Below are 21,568 nucleotides of genomic sequence, written 5' to 3'. Positions count from 1 at the left end.
CTATTCCGAAGAGTCTCCTCTCCAAACGAACTATTGAGGGGTCAAATTAATATATCTCCGTCAAAGTAGAAAGACTACCGAAACAATTGACTCAGGATAGCCAAGGATTTCAATTCATTGAATCCTTCGATATGGTGTGTATAATAGTTGATCATATAGCTCAAGCAATCCTTGCGCAATTTATTTTCTATGGTTTTGTGCTCGTCAAGATTGCAGGCGTTCATTGTCAAAATAGTCTCGTAAATCAAATCAAAATTTGTATTGACCTTTTGCAAAATATTGTCCTGCTGCAATTCCTTTTTTTGATGAATACCAAAACCAATAAAATGGGTCAAATGCACCAACAAATAAACATGAAGACTCTCATAACCTTCCTTTCTCTGATCCAGCTCCAAGACGAAGTGACACAAAAACTCAAAAACGACACCTCTCTCATCTTCTTCCTTGAGAACCTTGGACAGAAGCTCCGTAACGAACAATGCCATCGCTGACTTTTTCACCTCAAAAGGGATGCTGGTGAACGTAGCAGCACATTTATACTCCGAAATTCGCTGCAATTGATCTGACTTATTCTCCTTGTGGTAGACGACCATGTCCAAGAGAGTCAAAGGTTGCAACAGGGCCAAGCCCTTTTTGGAACGCTGGCTTCTAACACCGTTGATGATGTAAGATTGCAGACCAAACTCCGAGGTATATACACGTGCAATGATCGAACTCTCCTTGTACTTGATATAATTGAGAACAATCCCTTTGGTCTTGTGCAACATTATTTGATCACAGCTACTTTTCCTACAAAAGTTTCTTCACCTTGTGCTGCTGTACTAAACACCAAGTACACCCCTGAATCCACGCGTCTCCCTGTATAATCCCGTATGTCCCAAGATGCAGCCCCTCCATAACCTTGAATCTCCCTCACCAATCGACCTGACACTGTAGTGATTTTGAGCAATGCATCAGAAGCCAAACCGCGAAAACCTACCATCCCTACAAAGTCCGGTAGTACGGGATTGGGATATATATCGACAGACTCATGGCTATATCCTGCCACAGTAGCATCCGAGCGAAAAGACACCATGCCCCGCTCCGTCGCAAAAAACACCTCTCCGGTCTCATCATGGATGGCTATATCCAAAACCACATTAGATGGTAAAGGGCTATTTTCTTGTGTATAGTTTACCACGACATCATTGGTATTGGCATCCATCAGCCAAGCTCCATTGGCAGTACCTACCCATTTGCGATTGCCTCCATCTATCGCTATGCTGTATACCACTTTGTCTTCAAACAATGCCGCTCCATCCAAAGTAGGCAGTACAACCTCTACCTGCGAACTCATCGTGACATCGTAAATGTATGGGAAATAGGCCAGCCCATTGTCTGTTGCTACCCACATTTCCTGACTTGCCGTTAGCGCCAAGTCATGGATGACATTGCTCGGTAAAGACGAATTGCTTCGAGAAAAATATCTGCTACCCACCGTCTCAGTATCTACCACCAGCAATCCACTCTCCAGTGGCATCCACAGTTGATCATACGCATCCACCATTAAGTCCGTCGGATAATCTGTTGCTACTATACCAAAATTGTACGAGTCAAAACTGCCATCCACAGCTCTCTTCAGCAAAGGGTATGCGCTCTGGTTCGCTATCCAGAGGTTATCCTCAGCATCCCATGCCAATCCCGTCACCAAGACATTGCCTGCAGCATCGGCAGACAGGGGGCTATTGGTCTCGTCGTAGCGCACCCCAGTGGACCAGTCCAACAAGCCTCCTCCGAAAGAAGCAACATACGTTTCCTCTCCTTGACTCGTGACATCTGTGATATTCGTCATGTCCATGATCTCACCTGGCTCCACATCACCCCAATACCCATCAAGAAATTCACTGTATCCTTCAGCGTTGTTGTACGGTGAATGGCTCACGTCCAAATTCGGGAAGGCCAGCACTGCGTCCTCGCTATAAGTCAGCGCATAGGTATCGTTGGTACAAGGCCCACTTGGCACAAAACGCTTGGTTATATCTCCAGAATACTCACTCAACCCGAGCAACCCATCTGCAGTCCATACTGCTCCAGATTTTGCCAACAGCCCATCCCGAGGTTGATCCTTTGCATCCATCACCCCAACCCATTCTTGCTGAGCATTGACTCGGTATATGCCTTGATCGCTCACTACCACCAGCCCCTCCTCAAAACCCCGAATTTTCGAGAATGTCAAGCCAGATACTGCCTGAGGTACTACTCCCCAATGGTCCCCCAATACATAAAGCGTATTTTCCGTCGCAGCGTAAACATGATCGTTGTACAGAGTAATCGACAATACATCCTTTCCATGTACCGCTTCGTCCTCATTTCTGTCCCAATTGTTGAAATCCTGCAAATTATCTCCATTTGTGAGGCTACCCGTCAATATCCCCTCTGGAGTAGCGAGGTACATCTGTCCGTCAAAAACTACAGACCCATACACAGCCAATACCCCTCCCATCTGTCCAAGGTTACGATACGAACTACGAATCAACCCTGACTCAGGCTCCAACACCAAAAGGCCCAAACTTGTAGCCAAGTTTATCTCCCCTTCGTAAAAAGAAATATCATTGATTCGCTTCTCTTCTACCAAGTCGCTTTCCAAAAGCAGACGATTGTTTGTAATCCCAGAATCATCAATCCAATCGACATTGCCATTGTCATAACCCAGCACGAGGCGTTCTGTTGCCGAGTCAAACCGCATCGCAGTGACACTCACATCACTGAGACCATCCACTTTGCTCAATTTATTGAGGCTACCGTCTTCTAAGTCATAGTATATCAACCCATTGAGGTATGAAGCGAAAATCTTGTCCCCAACCTGCTCTACCAAACGGGCCTCGGTATAGCTATAATGTGTGCGCCAGGTTCCCATCTGGATGAGTGACTGAGCCGACACGTCCAAGCCCCACAGCAAACCAACTATCAAAATGGCTCTTCTCATGTTTGATTACTCTTTTTCATAGGGTCAAAATCCTCATAAAAGCACTTGCGACACCTCGCCTCATAGGCATCTTGCTCTCCAAGCATGACCTTTTGTTTGGCATCTGACAGGCGAAACGAAAAGGAGGCCACCCCCCCACACTTCATACATACAGCACGTACTTTCGTCACATACTCCGCGACTCCCATCAATCTCGGTATGGGACCGAAGGGCTCTCCTTCGAAATCCATGTCCAAACCTGCGATGACGACACGCTTGCCTGCATTGGCAAGTTTGCGTACTACAGCCACCAAATCCATATCGAAAAACTGTGCCTCGTCAATACCAATCACGTCGCTGTTGCCTGCGAGGAGCAGGATATCATGTGCAAACTGCACCGGAGTAGAACGTATGGAGTTTTCATTGTGAGAGACTACATCCGTAGCATGATAGCGCGTATCGACTGCCGGTTTGAAAATCTCTACTTTTTGCTTTGCGATCAACGCTCGGTTGAGCCGTCGGATGAGCTCCTCCGTCTTGCCCGAAAACATCGATCCACAGATCACTTCTACCCAGCCTAGGGGTTTACTTTTATGATCAATGCCTGGTTCTATAAACATATCGCTCAATCCGAATAGTGAAGATGCATAAACTTATTTTGATCGGCAACTCTCAATTCCACATCTCCGTGTACAGTACATTGACAGGCCAATCGTTCATTTTCTTCCAATCGATTCGAATGTAGGAATTTGATCTCAGCAGCGGATCGCTCGGACAGATACTCTCCTCCTGCCACTACAATCGCCTTACAAGTCGTGCATCGCCCCTTTCCCCCACATGCAAACATCCAATCCACTTGGTTTTTGTGTATGATTTCCAAAAGGTTTTGACGCGCATCACTTGTGAAAATTTCCTTGTTGTGGAGGTTTTGTATAACGATTTTCGGCATATTCTATAACTTTACAAAAGAAGCAATTATTATGCACGGTAGCAAATTAAATCAACAAGCCAAACAGAAGTACATCACCACGTATAGCCAGATTATTCTCGATGAGTTTTTTGACAAAAACGAAGGGATATCGGGTCAACAAATCATATCGTTGACTCCAATCAAACAGGTGAATTTTTTCGTCCTAAAAGTACTCTTTGAAGAATGGCAAGAAGAAACCAAGAAGTTCAAAAGCCCATATTTTGACTACAAGAATGAGGAAGTCAATACCGCCCTCAAAACCTTGGTCAATACCCTTTCTAAAAACATCTTTATCCAAAAGGAGGATTTCAAATCCCTCTTGGAACGAGCTGTCAGTGAAACGCTAGAGTTTCTCTATACTCCTGATCAATACCTCCTCCAAGAAACCCAAAAAGCCACGAGCAGTGAGCTCATCAAAGAGCTAAAGACCACTGGGAAATACATCAAACTGCACAAAGGTCTCTTTGACTCTATCTTGATCAACCTAGAAAACGGTATGTCTACGGATAAACCTGTCGTAGAGAGTGTGATCAAAAACGCAACGGAAAGTTACAACGAAGACACGGCAGAAAAAGAAGAAATTGAAAACCTCTTCAACTTGACCTCCCTGCTCGACATAGTAGAAAAAGAAAGCCCGGCAATCGTAGAAACTGCCCAAACCGAAGAGCCAGAAATAAACTTCTTTGACACTCTCGAAGCATTGCCTGAAGAAAAAACTGAGGATACACTCTCTGTACCCGAACCCATGACTCCTCCGTCATCGAGTGCATTCGCGGAAGAAGATGACGAGCCACAAAAACCTGTAGAAGAATCGTTTGAGCAAGAATTTGAACCCGAATCACCCCCCACTCCAACTCCTCTCTCTTCAGAGCCAGAACCTAAGAACCCAAAGAAGGAGACTACTGTATCCAATCTCAATCAAAAGTTTGCAGGGGAAGACATCCTAACCCTCAACCAACGCTATGAAGCGTCTGAAAAAGAAACAATTGCGTCCTCTCACGAGTCAAAACCCACCTCAGAATTAGCAAGTTCGATCAGCATCAATCAACGATACCTTTTCGTCAAAGACCTCTTCGAGGGGAATGAAAAGGATTTTGAGAAAGCACTCTATCAAATGGAAGCGAGCAAATCGTTTGATGCTTCCGTAGAACTCCTCGTGCAAAGCTATGCCAAAAAGTACGCTTGGGACATGAACTCGGAAGAGGTCAAAGAATTGCTCAAAGTCATTTTCAAGAGGTTTAGATGATCAGCGCGTCAGTACTTGCATGCGCTTGGAATCCAAAGCCAATAAGATAAATAGCAAGGTCGTGAATGACCATAGGGACGAGCCTCCATAGCTGAAAAAAGGCAATGGAATACCAATCACTGGAAAAAGACCAATTGTCATGGCAATGTTGACCGAAAAGTGAAAGAATATCACAGACAATACTCCATACCCGTAGATTCTTGCAAATCGTGTTTTTTGGCGCTCGGCAATGATGGATATACGTATTAGCAAAAACACAAACAGCCCAATCATCACCAAACTCCCCAGCCACCCATGCTCTTCCCCCAAAGTACAGAATATAAAATCCGTGCTTTGCTCTGGGACAAAATCAAACTTGGTTTGGGTCCCTTCTAGAAATCCTTTGCCAAAAAATCCCCCCGAACCAATCGCTATTTTAGACTGGGTCACATTCCATCCTGCACCCAATGGGTCAGCATCAGGGTTGATCAACGAAATCACTCGACTCCTTTGATGCGGCTTCAAGACGTTTTTCATAAGAAAATCCACACTAGTCACTGTCGAAAAAATAGCAAAAGCAACCAGTACAACCACCAATATACGTCTAGGGTGCTTGACAGATGCTCCGATGACTACCAAACAAACCACTCCCGAAAATATAAAAATGGCCGTCTTGCTCACCAACAGTGTCAAAACAAACAAAACCACCAACCCGATCCCTACGATAAAATAAATCGGCGAAATCCCCTCTCGAAAAAGCACAATAGCAAATGCGGCAAAAACCATGGCAGACCCAGTATCCCCTTGCAAAACAATCAATGCCATGGGAACAAACATAATGGCTACAGCAATCAACTGCGTCTTTACGTTTTCCATCTTGGTATGGATATCCCCCAGGTACTTAGCCAATGCCAATGCGGTCGCAAACTTGGTGAATTCGGAAGGTTGAAAACGAAAACTACCCAACTGAAACCACGAAGTAGATCCAGCAACCTCTCTCCCAAACAGCAAGACCGCTATCAGCAAGAAAATCATCGCACCATAAATGATATAAGCAAACGAATCAAAAAATTTGTAATCCAAACTCATCACACCGATGATCAGTACGATAGAAGTGGCAATCCAAATCAACTGCTTACCAGGGTTGTAAGCAAGTGAAAACATATCGGAGGCCAATTCTTCATCATACACTGCTGCATAGATATTGATCCAGCCCATGAAGATCATAGCAAAATACGTCAGGACCACTGTCCAATCGATTCGATCTAATATACTATCTCCTCTCACCCTGCAAAATCTCCTTTCAGTACGTAATCTTCTAACCATTGACGCGTCACCTCACCTCTGAGGTAAGACTCTATCAGCAAACTCGAAATGGACGCTGCTGCACGCCCTCCCCAGCCTGCATTTTCTACATAAACTGAGATGGCAATTTTCGGTTGTTCGCGAGGCGCAAATGCCATAAATGTCGAGTGATCTTCACCATGCGGATTTTGAACCGTACCTGTCTTACCACAAATTTCGATGTCTCGAATAATCGCTCGGCCTGCTGTACCACTTAGCGCGTCTTGCATTCCTTGGATTACCACCGGAAAATGCTCCGCACTGATTCCCGTATCAATTTTTTTCTTGTATTTAGGGTCCAAGTAGCCAGTACTCCCCACTTCTTTGACAATATGCGGTATATAGTAATGTCCCTTATTGGCCATGATGGCTGCCAAATTGGCCATCTGTATCGGGTTGAGCAAAGTCTCCCCTTGACCGATACTGAGTGAACTGAGATTGGATACCTTCCATCTCCCTGTTCCATAGATTCTGTTGTATAGTTTGGGGTCTGGCACTTGCCCAGACTTCTCACTAGGCAGGTCGATCCCTAGAGGTTGACCGAGACCAAAACGATGCATTCTTTCACTCCAATTTTGGAGGCCAATAGGAGCTTGTTCAAACTGGCTCAACTCAGGGTTTTGATTGATGATCCGCCGAAATAGCTTCAAGAAATAGTTGTTGGACGAAAACATGATCGCTTTCCTTACATCGTAATACCCAGGAGGAGCATGATCTCCTATCAAGCTATTGTCACAATACACTTGTTCTTTGGCGGTAATGACTCCCTCCTCCAGTCCAATCAGTGCTTGGACAATTTTAAAAATAGACCCAGGAGGATACATCGCCATTAGAGGTCTATTAAACAAGGGCTTCAAACTATCCTGAGTCAGTGCTCTGTAGTTCACACTAAACTCTCGACCACTCAGCACACTCGGCTGATAAGAAGGTGCTGAGACAAAGGCCAATATTTCACCTGTAGAGGGTTCGATCGCCACTACACTGCCAATTTTTCCCTCCATCAAACGTTCGGCATATCGCTGCAATTCCAAATCAATCGACAACACCAGATCCTCCCCTGGAACAGAAAGCGTATCCAACTTTCCATCCTTGAAGGAACCCTGATCTACCCCTCTAACGTTGACCATTTTGTACCGTACTCCACGCTTGCCTCGCAAAGTCTTCTCATAGGATGATTCCAGACCAGTAATCCCAAGATAGTCGCCCGATCGATAATAATTTGTCGTATCTGCATTGAGCTGACGCTGATTGATTTCTCCGATGTAGCCCAATACATTCCCCAAGTTTTCGTAATCATAGCCCCGTATAGTCCTCGCCTTGGGATAAAATCCTCTGACATCCACCAACTGATCCTCGATGGAGGCAAACCACTCGTTGGAAATCTGCTTGACAAACTGGGAAGGCTGTATATAAGAATAGCGTTTCGCTTTATTGAGCTGAGCCTCTAGCTCCTCTCGGGTCAAATCAAAAAGTTGGCAAAAAGCCAAGGTATCTGGAATCCTCACTTCTTTTGGGATGACCATCAAATCAAAAATCGGTTCATTGTGAACGATCAACTTTTTGTTTCTATCATAGACCAACCCTCGGTAGGGATAATCCACCTCCTTGTGAATGATGTTATTTTCCGCAGCTGCTTTATAGTTTTCGTCTATAATTTGAATAAAAAACAACTTGACAAGAAATACCAATCCCATCAATATTACGATCAATCTGATGATATGTCTACGCTCATCATTCATGCCTATTTTACCTTTTTGTAAAACAAGAACTGTATGATCAACACCATCGCAAGTGTAAACAGTGAACTATAAAATGCTGTACTGAGCGTATGCCAAAACAAGGTGAACCCAGCCGCTTCCACAAAAAACACCACTAGGCTATGGAGCAATATCAACGGGTAAGCATACATCAAAAACCACCTCAAACCAAGTAGCCTCAAGTTGATCTTAGCACCGACATCATAGCCCCCACTAGGAGTCATCACGTAGGCCCAGTGCATCTTGGCATATACAAATGCCACACATGCTGCAGCGTGCATACCCATGGTGTTGTAAAACATGTCCACGACCATACCCACAACAAAAGCCAACACCAACTGCAAAATAGCTGCTGTCTCAATAGGAATCAATAGCAAAATCATCACATAGGCGAAACAAAAAGCGGTATCAAACAGCACCATGTTTTGAAACAAGACAACCTGCCCTAACAAAAGCAGCACCACTCCCAATATCCCCTCGAAAATTTTAAATCTGCCCATCTTCTTGATTGGTAACGAAGGTTAGTGAATCTATTTCTAATTTGTCAGGCAAGCTCATAAGGTACACATGCTTGAGCCTATAAAAGTCCGTCGACAATTTGAGCTGAGCTTCATAAAAAGTGCCTGCATCATCCAAGTGCACTTCACTGACGACCCCCACCAATTCTCCTTCAGGGAAAATCGAATTGTAGCCAGACGTCTTGATCGAATCCCCGATAGATAAGTGTATGTGTCTAGGGAAATACTCAATATCTGCATACAAAGGGTCCTCTCCCCGCCACATCACTGTACAAAGCCCTCCTGACTTGGCATGCTTGGACGACACAAGTGATCGACTGTGCAAAAGGGAAACGATCGTGGCATAGTGATCCGATACATATTTGACTTGCCCCACAACTCCATCCGGTCCCAGTACGCCCATTTTTTCTGTGACACCATCTGTCCTACCCTTGTTGATGGTAAGGTAGTTGTTTCTCAAAAAAACCGAATTGTCAATCACTCGTGCAGACAATCCTGTCGCAACCATACTGGTATCCACCACAGTCATAATGACTGAGTCTGGCACATCCATATCCAGCACCAATTGTCTGAGACGTGCATTCTCTTGTGCAAGCAAGTCGTTTTTTTCTGCCAACGAAAAATAATCCTTGACCTCACTTGACCTGTTCAATACAGCCCCAGCGACCTGATTGGATGTGGTGAAATACTTGGCATTGTGGTAGCTGTTGCTCCTGACAATCACCCAAAAGCAGATTCCTTCCAAGAAAATGAACACCAAAAGTGTCCTGTACTTGAACAGAAACTGAAGCAGACGATTCATGTACTATTGCATTAAAACTGCCTTGAATGCTTCGATGTTCTTCAAAGCCTCACCTGTACCGCGTACCACGGCCTTGAGCGGGTCCTCTGCGATATGAATGGGGAGTTTGGTCTTCAATCCGAGGCGTTTGTCCAGACCTCTGAGCAAGGCTCCTCCACCTGTGAGGTAGATGCCATTGTCATAGATATCTGCGGACAATTCTGGTGGAGCTATCTCCAACGCCTTGAGTACAGCTTCTTCGATTTTGGAAACGGACTTGTCGATAGCAAACGCTACTTCTGAATAGGATAATTTGATGACTTTTGGAATTCCTGTCATCAAATCTCTACCTCGAATATCAAAATCTTCTGGTCCCTCGTCGAGCTCTGTCAATGCAGAGCCAACATTGATTTTTACTTTTTCCGCTGTGCGTTCTCCGATGAGGAGATTGTGTTGACGTCTCATGTAGTCCAAGATGTCTTTATTGAAAGCATCTCCTGCTACACGGATAGATTGATCACAAACGATCCCCGACAAAGCAATCACTGCAATCTCAGTCGTCCCTCCTCCAATATCAACGATCATACTGCCAATAGGCCTCTCAATATCGATACCAATACCTATCGCCGCAGCGATTGGCTCATGGATCATATACACCTCTTTGGCTCCAGCATGCTCGCAAGAGTCTCTGACGGCTCTTTTCTCTACTTCGGTGATACCCGATGGGATACATACAATCATCCGATGTGAGACAGGAAAGAGTCTTCTCTTTTCCTTATCTATCATCTTGATCATCCCGCGTATCATGGATTCAGCAGCTTGAAAATCCGCAATTACTCCGTCCTTGAGTGGACGAATGGTGCGTATACTTTCGTGGGTCTTTTCGTGCATCTGCATCGCCTCTCTACCTATGGCGAGCACTTTGTTTTTGGCTTTGTCAATCGCAATGATAGACGGTTCATCTACGACTACTTTGTCCTTGCATATAATCAAAGTGTTAGCGGTACCAAGGTCAATGGCAATGTCGCTAGAAAACATATCAAAAAGTCCCATACTGTTGTTTACTCAATTTTTCTAGTTGAATGGAAGTTCACAAATTACGCACAAATAAACTTCCAATCAACATTATTCTAATACGAATATTTTTTTAGCGGATATTAATGCTTAAAGTGCCTTGTACCTGTCATCACCATCGCCATGTCGTGCTCATCACAGTAATCAATCGAGAGTTGGTCTTTGATCGATCCTCCTGGCTGAATCACCGCAGTGATTCCTGCTTTGTCTGCAAATTCGACACAGTCAGGAAAAGGGAAGAATGCATCTGAAGCCATCACTGCCCCCTTTAGATCCATCCCAAAACTTTCTGCCTTTTCTACAGCTTGATTGAGTGCATCAACCCGTGAAGTCTGACCTGTGCCACTAGAAAGCATCATGTCCTTGTTGGCAAATACGACCGTATTGGACTTGGTATGTTTACACACTTTCGATGCAAACAACATCGCTTCTATTTCCTCGAACGTTGGAGCCTTTTTGGTCACGGTCTTGAGATCCTCTGCGACATCAGTTTTGAGGTCAGCGTCTTGCATGATCACCCCATTGAGCAATGTTTTGAATTGCTTCTTGACGATAGTCACCGGCTTGATTTTCAAGATGACTCTGTTCTTTTTGGACTGCAGTAGCGCCAAAGCTTCCGTATCGTATGCTGGCGCGATCAACACTTCGCAAAAGAGTTTGTTGATTTCTTCAGCAGCCTCTAGGTCTATTTTTTCGTTGGTCACGAGCACACCACCAAACGCAGAGACATTGTCCGAAGACAAAGCTCTCAAATACGCTTCTTTGACACTGCCTCCTTTGGCCACTCCGCACGCATTGGTATGCTTGATGATAGCGAATGCGGTCTCGCCTTCAAATTCTCGGATCAGACTTACCGCAGCATCTACATCCACTAGATTATTGTACGACAACTCCTTTCCATTGAGTTTGTCAAACAGTGCGTCAAGATCACCAAAGAAAGCACCCTCTTGATGAGGATTCTCTCCGTATCTCAATGGTGTCGCACTACGGATACTTTGCTTGAACACATTCTCTTGACCACCTTGGTTGAAGTAATTGAAAATCGCACTATCATAATGCGAAGAGATGTCAAATGCTTTGGTAGCAAATCTCTTGCGCTGCTCGAGTGTAGTCTCGCCCTTTTGCTCCGAGAGCATCTCTACAGTCTCGCCGTATTGCTCCATAGATGAGACGATCAACACGTCGTTGAAGTTTTTGGCCGCTCCACGAATCAAAGAGATGCCTCCAATGTCTATTTTTTCGATGATGTCTGCTTCGGGTGCTCCACTAGCTACGGTCGCTTCGAACGGGTACAGATCTACGACTACCAAATCAATATCAGGAATACTATGTTGGGCTTTTTCCTGTTGGTCACTTTCATTGTCTCTGCGATTGAGGATGCCGCCAAAGATCTTGGGATGCAGGGTCTTTACTCTACCTGAGAAAATGGATGGGTAATCCGTAATCTCCTCAACTGGTGTCACTGGGATACCTAAATCCTCGATGAATTTTTGTGTGCCCCCAGTGGAATAAAGTTGAACATCATTGTCTGCCAGTACTTTTACTAGCTGATCCAAGTTGTCTTTGTGAAAGACTGAAATAAGTGCTGATTTAATTTTCTTAGAACCCATATTCTCCTCTTAAAAATAAGCTGCAAAGCTACTTATTTAATTGAGAGAAAACAGGATTAGAAAGTAAAGATTGGTTCGCTCAATACCCCAAAACAAAACCCTCTATGGTTTGAGGAAAATACTGGTATTCTAAGCGATGAATCTTTTGAGCGAGGCTTTCTGGGCTTTCGCCTGCTTCCAGCGCAACTTTTTCTTGTCGAAGTACCCGACCATTGTCATAGACCTCATCCACAAGGTGGATCGTGATTCCACTCTCGGCCTCTTGATTTGCAACTACCGCTTGATGGACTTTGTCTCCGTACATCCCTTTACCTCCGTAGCTAGGCAAAAGTGCTGGGTGAATGTTGATGATTTTTTCGCGATACGCGTCAATCAAATAGCTAGGTACAAGCCATAGAAAGCCTGCCAGTACGATAAAATCCACCTCTCTCGCTCGAAGCAACTCCAATACGCCCTCACTCTGGTAAAATGCCTCTCGGCTGAAAACATGTGTGGGAATGTCAAACTTTTTGGCACGTTCCAGCACATAAGCCTGGGGCTTATTGGACAAAATCATATCCACCTCGACCTGATCACTATCGGCAAAATGCGTGGCAATCTGTTCTGCATTGGTGCCACTGCCTGATGCGAAAATGGCTATCTTCACTTTACTCATCTCAAATATTTAGGATTACCATACTGAATATGCCTGCAACAATAAGCCACTTACAATAATTACTCAAACGGCTGTAAGCAATTTTTGTATCTGCCCGTACCAAAAGAAGCAGAAAGTGCAAATAAGGCAAGGCCAGTATAAGGAAATACCCCGTCATTTTCAGACTATCTAAACGATACAAGAAATAGTTGAGTGCTACAAAAAAACCAACCATCAACACATATAATACATATTTGGTGCGGCGCACACCTATGGCTATAGGCAAAGTCACCCCGCCAAAACTGGCATCTCCATCCTTGTCCTCTATGTCTTTGATGATCTCACGTATCAGTGTGATACCAAAAGCAAAAAAAGCATAGACAACCAATAGCAAGTCGTAATGCCCATAATACACCCCTAGAATCAACAGTGTCGACCCTGTCAGCAATGCCACGACGAGATTGCCTACAAACGGCAACCTCTTCAATTGATTGGAATACCACCAGAGCAAAAACGCACAGATCAGATTGACCACCCCAACTTGCCACGACACCATGAGTCCAAGTCCTATCCCTAGAGCATTGAGAGTTTGGTGTGCCAGCATGACCGGTCGACGTTTGATATTTCTACCCACGATGACTTTCGAAGGTTTGTTGATCAAGTCGATCTTGATGTCATAATAATCGTTGATATAATATCCGCTTGCCGCTATGACTACTGTAGAAAGCACCAAAGCAAAGAGCTTGCCATCTAGGGCAATCGAGACATACTCCGAAGGATGTCCCACAATGAACAGGGCCGACAAATATTGGGTGCTAGCAATGATGACGAGGTTGTTGACCCTGCTAAGTTTGAGCGCATCGACAAACAACCTAAGATAAGCTCTCAGCTGCATAGTCATTCGTTACATTTTGCCCCAATCTTCTCTCAAATCACTCAGCGTGATTGATCTCTGCTCGACGATGGTAGTATCCGTACCTACCTCTATCGAATTGGACTTCCACCCAGCATGCTCCCTAGAGAAGACGACTGATTTGAGGTCAACCCCATCCTTGATCAATGAATAAGCTACTAACAACACGTCTGCATTGGTCACCGAATCACCCACATAAATAGCATTGGTCCCATGTGAACTCCTCAGTGGAGATGGTCGCTCGTGAATGTAAAATCCAAACTTGGCCAAATCGTATACGCTATTGCCGTCCTTGTTTTTGACGTAATACCGAATGATCGTTTTCTTACTTGGCGTGTCGTAGTGAGGTGCTCGTGCGACGATTTTGGCAAGAAACAGAGAGTCCTCTTTCACCGAACGGCGTATACCAATCTCTGGTACTTCCTCCATCTCCCTGTCAAACGTCACATCAGGGTCTTCGATTTCTTCACCAATGATCACAATCCGGCGCGGTTCTTCTCCTACCCCTGACTCACTCTCTATGATGACTTTGTCCAAACCGCCAGAGCCACCACTCCCCAAATGACTAGACAATAGATGCATCACTACAATAACCAAGGCAACCATAGCGACTGCCACTAGGGGGTTCAATGGACTCTGAGATTCTTCTGACATCTGTTTCAATGGTTACGGTTGTTTACTGATTATTTAAAACCCTTTACCGCAAATCATGCTTGGATTCTAAGCGCTTTTGTACTCCATAAAATTAACGGTTCGCCTAAGATTGTGCAAAAGCAACTACGATTGCTAGAATTTTTTATATTTTTGGGCACGCCAAACTTTTTTGAGCGAGGCTAAATTAAAAAGAACTGGTTGATTACAATTATAGAACTTAACAAAATCCAAATGAAACAACTCTTACTCTTACTTATAATTTGCGCAAGCACCTTGACTACCTACGGACAAGAGATGTCAAGTTTTACAGATGAAAGAGACGGCAAGGTCTACAAATCTGTCACGGTACAGATAGAATTGGAAGGCGGGATATTCATCGAAAGGGAGTGGATGGCTGAGAACCTCAACTTTGAGATGGAAAATTCGGTATGCTACAAAGACTACCCTGCCTACTGCGGAAAATACGGTAGGCTCTACAACTGGGTAGATGCCAAGACAGCCTGCCCTAATGGATGGCACCTCTCTACCCAACTCGAATGGCAAGAGCTCATGATCGGTTTTGGTGGGTACAAAAAAGCTGGAAAAGAACTCAAAGAAGGAGGCAGTAGCAACCTCAACATCATGATGGCCGGTTTCTCCAACGTCGCAGGGCAATTTAGCGACATAGGAAAAACAGCGCACCTATGGGATGCAGAATTAGGAGACAAAAGAACTGCTGGACTGATCTCTCTTTACGGAGATTACGACGAAGTCTCTCATGACGTGATCAGCGCTCAAAACATGAACAGCTGCCGCTGCGTCAAAGATTACTAAAAAAACTCTGGCGCCAAGTAGTTAGGATATATTTTCATGTGGTGCTTTTTGACTTTCTCAAAGAGCACCCTTCTAAATTCCATCACGTTCTGCTTTTCTACAGCAGAGATAAACAGATTCGTCGTACTCTTAGATGTCGTATCAATCCCGGAAGTAAAGTCAAATGCTTCTTCTCCTTCTGGCGCAGACAAACGATCAATCTTGTTGTACACGACGATCATCTCTTTGTCTGCCACTCCTAGTTCTGCCAAGGTGTCGTTGACCACAGTCATCTGTTCCTCAAAAGAAGGGTGAGAAATATCCACCACGTGCAACAAAATATCGGCTTCTCTCACTTCGTCTAGAGTAGACTTGAAGGACTCGATCAAATTGTGGGGCAACTTGCGAATAAACCCAACCGTATCGGACAACAAAAAAGGGACCGTATTGAGTACGACCTTGCGCACAGTAGAATCTACCGTAGCAAAAAGCTCATCCTTGGCATAAATATCCTCCTTGGAAAGGAGTTTCATAATCGTAGATTTGCCCACGTTGGTATATCCTACCAATGCCACTCTCACAACATTGCTTCTAGACTTTCTTCTGGTGGCCCCTTGCAAATCGATCTTGGCCAGTTTCTTTTTGAGTACGGCGATTTGATCACGAATCATACGTCTATCCGTCTCGATCTCCTTTTCTCCAGCGCCACCACGCGTCCCAGTCCCACCACGCTGACGCTCCAGGTGAGTCCACATTCTCGTCAATCGCGGCATCAAGTACTGGTAGCGTGCCAATTCCACCTGGGTCTTGGCCTGTGCGGTTTGTGCTCGCTTGAGAAATATGTCTAAGATCAGTAAACTGCGGTCATAAATCTTGACATTGAGATCACGCTCTAAGTTGCGCAACTGAGAAGGAGACAAGTCATCATCAAAAATCACTGTATCGATCTCCTTATCTATGACATAGGCCTGAATCTCTTCTAGCTTTCCCTTGCCTACAAAGGTGCGAATGTCTGGTTTTTCTAGCCTCTGCACAAAAGACTTGTACGTTTCAATCCCAAGCGTGCTCGCCAAAAACTCCAGTTCATCCAGATACTCTTGTGTCTTTTCGTCCGATTGCTTTTGCTCGGAGAGTGCCACTAGAACTGCCTTTTCTGTTTCCTTAGCCGTTAGATAATAATCCCCCATATTCTGATTTTTTGGCAAAATTCATCAATTATCTCGATTTAGTATAGTTTTACATCAAATCCTTCTACAAAAGGCCGTATGAGAATAGCCATTGCAATCAATACTTCGTGGAACATCTACAATTTCAGAGCAGGCCTCATCCGCGCCCTTCTTGACCAAAAGCATGAAGTCATCGCTATAGCTCCCCGGGACGAGTACTCTCAAAAACTCATCGACATGGGCTGCTCCTTCTACCCCGTAGAAATCAGTGGCACAGGCACGAACCCTTTTGCTGACTTCAAGCTATTCCTTACACTCAAACGTCTCTACAGTGATATTCGACCCGACATCATCTATCAATACACCGTCAAACCCAACATCTACGGCTCCTTCGCAGCACGTACACTAGGCATCCCTGTTATCAACAATGTCAGTGGTCTTGGCACCGTTTTTTTGAACAAGGGAATAGCCCCTAAAATTGCCAAGAAACTATACAAATGGTCCTTCAGGAAAGTCAACCTAATATTCTTTCAGAATGGTGACGACCAACGAGACTTCCTCAACCAAGTCCCACTGCCTGAGGTCCGCTCTGAGGTCATCCCTGGATCTGGGATCAACTTAGAGCACTTTCGTGCAAAGCATACCCTATCCACTCCCCCTTGTCGATTTCTGATGATCTCACGCTTGATTCTAGACAAAGGCATTCTCGAATACCTAGATGCGGCACGAGCCATCCGAAAACAATATCCACAGACGGAGTTTCAACTGCTCGGTCAACTTGATGAAAACCACGCTCGTGGTCTCAAGAAAGAGCTCCTCGATACCTACATCAACGACGGGTCCATCCAATATCTTGGTACAGATGACGCGGTACAAACCCACATCGATCTGGCCACATGCGTCGTCCTGCCCTCCTACCGAGAAGGAACTCCAAAAACACTCCTCGAAGCAGCAGCCATGAGCCGACCAATTATCACTACCGATGCCCCAGGATGCCGAGAAGTGGTCCTAGATGGTCAAAATGGGTACCTCTGCCAGGTCAAAAGCAGTACGGATCTCCAGCATAAAATCAGAAAAATCATCGACATGAACCCAACAGACCTACAGAAGATGGGGACTTGTGGCAGACTAATGGTGGAAAAGAAATTTGACGAACAAATCATCATTCAAAAGTATATCTCTGAGACACACAAGATTCTCGATTAGAAAGTATTGGAAACAGCCTTTCTGATTTATCTTACCCCTTATTTGTTGGATCAAGTTGCATTTTTTAAACTTGCCATAAATCGTACGAAGTGTATAAATATTTGGATCAAAGGTTACTTATTCTTCTACTTGCCTTCTTTTGCTCATGTCGAGCATACAAGCAAGACATCATGTTCAAGCTAAATAAAGAGTTTTCGAAAAGCGACCTCTCTACGGCTGTCATGCAAGCAGAGAAAAACTACGCCATCCAGATCGACGACTACCTCAGTATCGAGGTATATACCAATCAAGGGGAGCGCATCATTGATCCCAATCACGAATTGCAACAGGGCATGAATACAACCCAGCGCCGCGCCGAAGAAAATTTCACCTACCTCGTCAAAGAAGACGGCACGGTCAAATTTCCAATTATTGGACAAATCAAACTCGATAGCCTGACACTGGATCAAGCCGAATCACTACTAGAAGAGAAATACGACGCATACTACAAAGGAGCCTTCGTCAAGCTCACCTATAGCAACAAACGCGTCATTGTACTTGGAGCAATGGGTGGTCAACTCATTCCACTGCTCAACGAAAACATGAGCTTGGTCGAAATCCTCGCCATTGCTGGAGGACTCGACATGGGAGCCAAAGCGCAAAACATCAAAATCATTCGTGGCAACCTAGGCAACCCTGAGGTCTTTCAGATCAACTTGAGTACAGTCAGTGGCATGAGGGATTCGATGATCACCATGGAACCTGGTGACATTGTCTACGTCGAACCTTGGAGACGCCCTTGGCTAGAAAGTATCAAAGATATCGCCCCTGTATTGAGCCTTTTGAGCAGCACACTTGCCCTCGTGCTTGTCCTACAAAATCTATAAACATTGAACCTAGAAACAAATCATATTCGCCCAATACATGGAGGTCAAAACCACAACCAATCTGAAGGTGACCCCTTGAGCAATATTGATTTTGATAAACTCAACCAAGTCTTCATCAAAAATTTGCCTTGGATCATCCTGATCTTAATTCTATTCAATGCAGGCACGTTTCTGTACCTCAGATACACCAAACCAATCTATAGCTCTGAGTCCATCCTCAAACTAGACATCAAAAGCGATGCAGGTATACTTGGGATTCAGAACCCTATGGAACAAGATATCAAGGGACTCTCTGGAGAGATCGAAATTCTCAAATCTCGTCTTTTTGCAAGCCAAGTCGTCGATGCTGTAGGAATGAACGTCTCCTACTTTCATCCTGGAAGGAGTCATCTCTATGACGAACGCTACGGCAATTCACCGTTTATCGTGGATGTACAAGTCTCAGACCCATCAATCCTCAATCGTCGAATTGATGTGGAAATCCTAAGTGACGACCACTTTGTCATGGATTTTGAACTCCACGGCACCAGCCATCGCACAAGGTATCCTTTCGGAAAAAAAATAAACACGGCATTTGGAGAACTCATAGTCTCCAAAACGATCTTCTTCAAAGAACAACAAAACCTGATTGATTTCTACTTTGTGATCAATAGCCGTGAAGCACTCATCGATTATTTCCAACAAAATATCATTGTAGAGCCTATCAACTTCAACGCCAACACCATCAAGATAGCACTCGCCGACCCCAATAAATACAAAGCAAGAAGTTTGGTGCAGGCGATCGACACCATCTATCTCAATTATACCAAAGCGGCCAAAAATCAAGCCGTCGAACAAAAGATATCATTTCTCGAAACGCAGATGTATAAGTCTCAAATCGAACTAGAGCAATTCGAGGATTACTTCGAGAAGTTCACCATCAAAAACCGAACAACTGACCTCTCTCAAGACCTCAATTACACCATCCGTCTCCTCAATCAACTCGACTCACAACGCTTCAACATCCGCACGCAAATCGCCGCAGTTGAACTAGCCAACAAACAGCTGGGCGAAGGAACCCCCATCACTACGCTCGGTCTCCCCAAGCCCTTTCTAGAAATGCTCGCAGAGTACAACGAACTAAAAAACGAAAGACTCCTCAAGCTTGACACCTACAATGAAAACACCCAAATCATCAAGCAACTCAACAGCCGTATCGATCTATCGCAAAAAGCCGTCCATGACCGGCTCGTTTCCTACCAAGAAAACTTGGTCACGAGCCAAGAAGAGTTGAGCAAAAAAAGAAAGATATTGGAAAGTAATTTTGCCGAATTACCATCCATGGGCACCTCATACAACAAAAACAGAAGACTCTACTCTCTACAAGAAGAGTTCTATTTTTCTCTCATCCAAAGCAAAATAGAACTAGAGATCGCAAGAGCAGGTACAGTCACCAATTTTGTCGTATTGTCTCCAGCCTCTATGCCTGACGCCCCTATAAAACCACAAAAAATCCTCATCTACGGAGCAGGGTTTATGGCTGGACTCATCATCAGTTTCTTCTTTGTAGCAATCTCCTACCTGCTCGATGACAAAATCTCCAACTCCAAAGAGCTCGAACGACTACTCATGGCGCCCCTCCTCGGGGTAATCCCAAAATACAAAGCAGAAAAACTACAGACTACTCGCTTGGTCGTATCCACCAACCCCAAATCCTCCATGAGTGAGGCACTGCGCTCCGTCCGCACCAATATGGAATTCATGGCTTCTGGAAATGGCCGAAAACTTATTTCCATCACCTCTACTGTCAGTGGCGAAGGCAAGACTTTCATAGCAGTCAATCTAGGGGCAATCTTTGCCTACTCCGGGCTCAAAGTAGTCGTCATAGACCTAGACATGCGCAAGCCCAAAGTCCATCTCGCCTTTGGCACAGAACAAACCAACAAAGGCGTCAGTACCATACTCATTGACAAAAACACAATCGACGAATGTGTCAACAATTCAGAAGTAAAAAACCTATCCTACATCAGTGCAGGTCCCACACCTCCTAACCCATCAGAATTGATCATGGGCGAAAAATTCAACCACTTTCTCGAAGAGCTCAAGGAGAAATTTGATATCGTCCTACTCGACACACCTCCCGTAGGTCTCGTCACTGATGGAATCTTAGTCATGAAGAAAACCGATCTCCCCATCTATGTCGTACGGGCAGAATACTCCAAAAAGTCCTACCTCAAATCGGTACACAACCTCATCACCAACAACCGATTCGATAACCTATCTGTCATCTTCAACTCCGTCAACCAACAAGGGCGCTACGGATACGGAGGCTATGGCTCAGGCTACTACGAAGACGAGGTCCCTGCCAAGAGATCCTGGCTCGACAAACTATTAGGCAAAAAGGCATAATGTTCGGGCTGTTTCAACAAAAAAGAACGTTCAGCCCTCTCACGGTTGATCTCCACTCGCACCTCATCCCTGGCATAGATGATGGAGTCAAGACGTGGGAAGAGTCTCTCGAAATCATCCGTGGCCTAAGTGCTCTTGGCATCAAAAAACTAATCACCACGCCTCATATCCTCTCGGACTATTACCCCAACACCCCCACCATCATACGAGAAGGTGTCGCCACCCTACGTCAAAAAATCACCGAAGAAAACCTCGACATGGAGGTACAGGCAGGCGCCGAATACTATGTCGACGACTCATTCGTAGAACAGCTCGATACGAACCAAGAGCTACTCACCTTTGCAGGAAACCACATCTTGTTGGAGACGGCTTTCATGAACAAACCCATGCAGCTTGAAGACGTGTTTTTCAAACTCAAGGCCAAAGGCCTACAACCTATATTTGCGCATCCTGAGCGATACAGCTACATTCAGCAAGACCCTGCACTCATACTCAAGTTTCGTGACATGGGAGTGCTACAACAGGTCAATGCTTCCTCCTTTACGGGTCATTATTCATATGAGGCCAAACAAACCGCTCAATACCTCATCGCTCAACAATGGGTCGATTTTGTCGGGTCAGACATACACAACCTGCGACATCTTGAAGTATACAAAAAGGCACTTCAAACTAAATCTTTTCAAAAAGCGGGGCAACTTTCGCTACGCAATAACTCATTATAACCCA

General features: G+C 44.8%; 20 protein-coding genes. 6 read left to right on the top strand and 14 right to left on the bottom strand.

Annotation, left to right across the window (positions count from 1 at the left end):
* Window positions 1-74: 74 nt before the first annotated feature.
* The 4 genes from recO to BFP72_RS18500 are packed head-to-tail and all read right to left on the bottom strand — an operon-like array spanning window position 75 to window position 3,893.
* Window positions 75-767, bottom strand: a complete 693-nt coding sequence (recO, locus tag BFP72_RS18515; protein WP_099600565.1) for a DNA repair protein RecO — start codon at window positions 765-767, stop codon at window positions 75-77.
* Window positions 767-2,965: a hypothetical protein gene (locus BFP72_RS18510; RefSeq protein ID WP_099600564.1), complete on the bottom strand. Its 2,199-nt coding sequence runs from the start codon at window positions 2,963-2,965 to the stop codon at window positions 767-769. Before BFP72_RS18510 ends, recO begins: the two co-directional genes overlap by 1 nt.
* Window positions 2,962-3,564, bottom strand: coding sequence for a thymidine kinase (locus BFP72_RS18505; protein ID WP_099600563.1), 603 nt, complete (start codon window positions 3,562-3,564; stop codon window positions 2,962-2,964). Before BFP72_RS18505 ends, BFP72_RS18510 begins: the two co-directional genes overlap by 4 nt.
* 5 nt (window positions 3,565-3,569) lie before the next feature.
* Window positions 3,570-3,893 carry a 2Fe-2S iron-sulfur cluster-binding protein gene (locus tag BFP72_RS18500; RefSeq protein ID WP_099600562.1) on the bottom strand — a complete coding sequence of 108 codons (324 nt, stop codon included), beginning with the start codon at window positions 3,891-3,893 and terminating at the stop codon, window positions 3,570-3,572.
* Between the two features lie 31 nt (window positions 3,894-3,924).
* Here BFP72_RS18500 and BFP72_RS18495 point away from each other — a divergent pair, with 31 nt between their 5' ends.
* Window positions 3,925-5,160: a hypothetical protein gene (locus tag BFP72_RS18495; RefSeq protein ID WP_099600561.1), complete on the top strand. Its 1,236-nt coding sequence runs from the start codon at window positions 3,925-3,927 to the stop codon at window positions 5,158-5,160.
* Here the strand turns inward: BFP72_RS18495 and rodA are convergent, their stop codons facing one another.
* The 9 genes from rodA to BFP72_RS18450 form a co-directional block, all read right to left on the bottom strand.
* Window positions 5,161-6,426, bottom strand: a complete 1,266-nt coding sequence (gene rodA / locus BFP72_RS18490; protein WP_255397254.1) for a rod shape-determining protein RodA — start codon at window positions 6,424-6,426, stop codon at window positions 5,161-5,163. It lies immediately after the preceding gene.
* On the bottom strand, window positions 6,423-8,222 hold the full coding sequence (locus BFP72_RS18485) for a penicillin-binding transpeptidase domain-containing protein (RefSeq protein WP_099600559.1): 1,800 nt from the start codon (window positions 8,220-8,222) through the stop codon (window positions 6,423-6,425). The genes rodA and BFP72_RS18485 overlap by 4 nt, the downstream gene beginning before the upstream one ends.
* A 2-nt stretch (window positions 8,223-8,224) precedes the next feature.
* Complete coding sequence (locus tag BFP72_RS18480) at window positions 8,225-8,740, bottom strand: Rod shape-determining protein MreD (RefSeq protein ID WP_099600558.1); 516 nt, start codon at window positions 8,738-8,740, stop codon at window positions 8,225-8,227.
* Window positions 8,727-9,560: a rod shape-determining protein MreC gene (gene mreC / locus BFP72_RS18475; RefSeq protein WP_099600557.1), complete on the bottom strand. Its 834-nt coding sequence runs from the start codon at window positions 9,558-9,560 to the stop codon at window positions 8,727-8,729. The genes BFP72_RS18480 and mreC overlap by 14 nt, the downstream gene beginning before the upstream one ends.
* 3 nt (window positions 9,561-9,563) lie before the next feature.
* Complete coding sequence (locus tag BFP72_RS18470; protein WP_099600556.1) at window positions 9,564-10,592, bottom strand: rod shape-determining protein; 1,029 nt, start codon at window positions 10,590-10,592, stop codon at window positions 9,564-9,566.
* Between the two features lie 104 nt (window positions 10,593-10,696).
* Complete coding sequence (purH, locus tag BFP72_RS18465) at window positions 10,697-12,223, bottom strand: bifunctional phosphoribosylaminoimidazolecarboxamide formyltransferase/IMP cyclohydrolase (RefSeq protein WP_099600555.1); 1,527 nt, start codon at window positions 12,221-12,223, stop codon at window positions 10,697-10,699.
* Window positions 12,224-12,302: 79 nt separating this feature from the next.
* Window positions 12,303-12,878 (bottom strand): phosphoribosylglycinamide formyltransferase, encoded by a 576-nt coding sequence (locus BFP72_RS18460; protein ID WP_099600554.1) that lies wholly within the window; start codon window positions 12,876-12,878, stop codon window positions 12,303-12,305.
* A gap of 1 nt (window position 12,879) precedes the next feature.
* Window positions 12,880-13,758, bottom strand: a complete 879-nt coding sequence (locus tag BFP72_RS18455) for a geranylgeranylglycerol-phosphate geranylgeranyltransferase (RefSeq protein WP_099600553.1) — start codon at window positions 13,756-13,758, stop codon at window positions 12,880-12,882.
* A 3-nt stretch (window positions 13,759-13,761) separates the two neighbouring features.
* A complete protein-coding gene (locus BFP72_RS18450; RefSeq protein ID WP_099600552.1) occupies window positions 13,762-14,424 on the bottom strand; it encodes a hypothetical protein in 663 nt (220 codons plus the stop codon).
* Window positions 14,425-14,655: 231 nt separating this feature from the next.
* Between BFP72_RS18450 and BFP72_RS18445 the strand changes: the two genes are divergently transcribed.
* Complete coding sequence (locus BFP72_RS18445; RefSeq protein ID WP_099600551.1) at window positions 14,656-15,237, top strand: FISUMP domain-containing protein; 582 nt, start codon at window positions 14,656-14,658, stop codon at window positions 15,235-15,237.
* On the opposite strand, the gene hflX is transcribed toward BFP72_RS18445, so the two are convergent.
* Entirely contained in the window at window positions 15,234-16,403 is a 1,170-nt protein-coding gene (gene hflX / locus BFP72_RS18440) for a GTPase HflX (RefSeq protein WP_099600550.1), read from the bottom strand. The two genes, BFP72_RS18445 and hflX, sit on opposite strands and share 4 nt — an antisense overlap.
* A 78-nt stretch (window positions 16,404-16,481) precedes the next feature.
* On the opposite strand from hflX, the gene BFP72_RS18435 reads away from it, so the two are divergent.
* The 4 genes from BFP72_RS18435 (at window position 16,482) to BFP72_RS18420 (ending at window position 21,564) form a co-directional block, all read left to right on the top strand.
* Complete coding sequence (locus tag BFP72_RS18435; RefSeq protein ID WP_099600549.1) at window positions 16,482-17,588, top strand: glycosyltransferase family 4 protein; 1,107 nt, start codon at window positions 16,482-16,484, stop codon at window positions 17,586-17,588.
* Window positions 17,589-17,758: 170 nt separating this feature from the next.
* Window positions 17,759-18,454: a polysaccharide biosynthesis/export family protein gene (locus tag BFP72_RS18430; RefSeq protein ID WP_099600548.1), complete on the top strand. Its 696-nt coding sequence runs from the start codon at window positions 17,759-17,761 to the stop codon at window positions 18,452-18,454.
* Between the two features lie 3 nt (window positions 18,455-18,457).
* Window positions 18,458-20,842, top strand: coding sequence for a tyrosine-protein kinase (locus BFP72_RS18425; protein WP_099600547.1), 2,385 nt, complete (start codon window positions 18,458-18,460; stop codon window positions 20,840-20,842).
* Window positions 20,842-21,564, top strand: a complete 723-nt coding sequence (locus BFP72_RS18420; RefSeq protein WP_099600546.1) for a tyrosine-protein phosphatase — start codon at window positions 20,842-20,844, stop codon at window positions 21,562-21,564. The genes BFP72_RS18425 and BFP72_RS18420 overlap by 1 nt, the downstream gene beginning before the upstream one ends.
* Window positions 21,565-21,568 lie beyond the last annotated feature (4 nt).

Source organism: Reichenbachiella sp. 5M10 (genome assembly GCF_002742335.1).
In the GTDB taxonomy this organism is placed as follows: Bacteria; Bacteroidota; Bacteroidia; order Cytophagales; family Cyclobacteriaceae; genus Reichenbachiella.
Note: the sequence above shows the minus strand (reverse complement) of the source record. Positions and strands in the feature narration are given on the sequence as shown.